This is a genomic window from Azotobacter beijerinckii (assembly GCF_900110885.1).
GTDB classification, from domain to species: Bacteria; Pseudomonadota; Gammaproteobacteria; order Pseudomonadales; family Pseudomonadaceae; genus Azotobacter; species Azotobacter beijerinckii.
In genome coordinates this window covers 1-2554 of sequence record NZ_FOFJ01000140.1, presented here as the reverse complement: position 1 = coordinate 2554, position 2554 = coordinate 1, and the positions used below count along the sequence as shown (strand labels likewise).

The 2554-nt window shown below is 60.4% G+C and carries 1 protein-coding gene and 2 pseudogenes; all 3 read left to right on the top strand.

The features are described from left to right. A pseudogene (locus BMY22_RS23120) lies at positions 1-277 on the top strand (IS5/IS1182 family transposase); the annotation flags it as partial. Positions 278-880: 603 nt separating this feature from the next. Next, entirely contained in the window at positions 881-2386 is a 1506-nt protein-coding gene (ltrA, locus tag BMY22_RS23115) for a group II intron reverse transcriptase/maturase (RefSeq protein ID WP_090625662.1), read from the top strand. Positions 2387-2458: 72 nt separating this feature from the next. Beyond that, positions 2459-2554: pseudogene (locus BMY22_RS24150) on the top strand (transposase); the annotation flags it as partial.

Here is a 2554-nt window from a genome sequence, read left to right as displayed (position 1 = left end):
AACCACTCTCCTGCGCCAGTTCGCCGGCCTGGGTCTGGAGCGCCTCCCGGACGAAACGACCATCCTCAACTTCCGCCGCCTGCTGGAGAAGCACGAACTGGCCGGAGGCATGCTGGAGGTGATCAACGGCTACCTGGGCGAGCGCGGGCTGTCGCTGCGCCAGGGCACCCTCGTCGATGCCACCCTGATCCATGCGCCGAGCTCGACGAAGAACAAGGACGGCAAGCGCGACCCGGAAATGCACTCGACGAAGAAGGGCAACCAGTACTACTTCGGCAGTGCGACCTGAAAGTCGCATGGGTTTCTGTTTCGCGGCCGCGTCCGACGAAACCGATTGTTCCACCAACCGTTCCCTACCCGGACAGGCGAAGCCGGCAACAGCTTGGTCTGAAGCTCTGGGGACAATGTAGCCACCGACGTCGTCGGTAGGTCGAGCCGCGAGGCAAGGCCGAATCTGCCAGCATCAAGGCGGAGAGGCGCTAGGGATGAATGGGTACGACCAACACACGTGAACCTCCTATAAACGTCGTCATAACAGCCAAGCCAAAGATGCTGACAGGCTTGAACCAAAAGGTATGCGGTCAGGCAGGGGCTCTTACCGATAGCCCCTCGTGGACGAAGTGCCGCCGGCGAAATCGAGGGGTCCGACCCATTCGGAAATCCATGCGGAACAGGGTAAGCCCGTAGCATCGCCGGACACGGCAGGCGGACCGCGAGGAACGCTGAGGGTGCTGCGGGTAAAGGAATGTGGAGAAAGCGAAGGCCGCCCTGTAACGGGGTGGATACGGGCTGAGACATGGCCTGGCGCGAAAGCGAGCAGACTTCCACAAGGTCTTCCATGGCGAAATAACCTTGCCAATCGTTGGACGGAGGAAAGCAGATGACAGGACCAGCTCGCCGTGCGCAAGCAGCGACGCCACGTTCTGGTGCACCTTCGCACGCCGAACCGAACTGGCCCCAATCCTGGTGCTGGATCGAATCGGACGTGAAACGACTCCAGGTGCGTATCGCCAAGGCAACACGAGAAGGCAGGTGGGGCAAGGTGCAAGCCTTGCAGAGGCTGCTGACTCGCTCGTACAGCGGCAAGCTATTGGCCGTGAAGCGAGTGACGGAAAATCGAGGGAAGAAAACACCGGGGATCGACGGCAAGATCTGGTCGACTCCGGTCGCCAAATCGAAGGGAGCATCGGCGCTGAAGCAGCGTGGTTATCGACCACAGCCGCTGAGGCGCCTCTACATACCCAAGAGCGACGGCAAGGAACGCCCACTGGGGATTCCAACGATGCGGGACAGGGCCATGCAAGCGCTGTGGAAACTGGCGCTCGAGCCGGTGGCAGAGACGCGTGCCGATCCCAACTCGTATGGTTTCCGGCCAGAACGTTCAACGGCCGACGCCATCGCACACGGTTTCACCGTGCTGGCAAAACGCAGCTCGGCAGAGTGGGTACTTGAAGGAGACATCCGTGGCTGCTTTGACAATATCAGTCATGAGTGGCTACTCGCCAATGTCCCCATGGACAAGACCATTCTGCGGAAATGGCTGCAGGCAGGGTATGTCGAGCAGGGAACCTTGTTCGCAACGGAGGCGGGAACCCCGCAAGGGGGGATCATCTCCCCGATACTCGCGAACTGGACCCTGGATGGACTGGAGCAGGCCGCTCTCACCAGCGTGGCTTCGACAGAACGCCGGCGAAGGCCCTTCAAGGTCCATGTCGTAAGGTATGCCGATGACTTCATCGTCACGGGGGCTTCGAAATCTCTCTTGGAACATCAGGTACGACCGGCGATCGAGGCGTTCCTGAAAGAGCGGGGCCTGGAGCTCTCGGCGAAGAAGACTCACATAACGCATATCTCCGAAGGCTTCGACTTTCTTGGCCAGAACGTACGCAAGTACGCCGGCAAGTTGCTGATCACTCCAGCTCGCAAGAGTGTGAAAGCGCTCCTGAAGAAAGTCCGGGAAGTCGTAAACGGGAACAAGGCAGCCACACAGGCAAACCTGATCCGGACCCTGAACCCGATCATCCGGGGATGGGCCATGTATCATCGCCATGTCGTTGCTGCCGCCCGCTTCGCATGGATCGACCACCAGATCTGGCGAATCCTATGGCGCTGGGCTGTGCGCCGGCATGCCATGAAAAATGCTCACTGGGTAAAGCAACGATACTTCCGCGTGGTGGGGCGACGACACTGGGTGTTTGCTTGCAAGGAAAGAAAGCATGGCATGAGCCAGCCCGTCTGGCTGTTTGCTGCGGCCAGTGTTCCGATCATACGGCACGTCAAGATATGCAGCGCGGCGAACCCGTTCGACCCTGCATGGACGCTTTACCTGGAGCGCAGGAGAGCACAGCGTCAGGTAGCCCGGTCACCCGGCTGCTGGAAGGCTTGAGCCGTATGAGGGGCGACTCTCATGTACGGTTCTCAGGGGAGGCAGGAGTGGTAACACTCCTGCCTTACCCGACTGAAGGCGCATATCGGCGTCGATGCCGAGTCGGGCCTGGTGCATCACGTGGTGGGCACGGCGGCCAACGTGGCGGATGTCACCCAGGTCGACAAG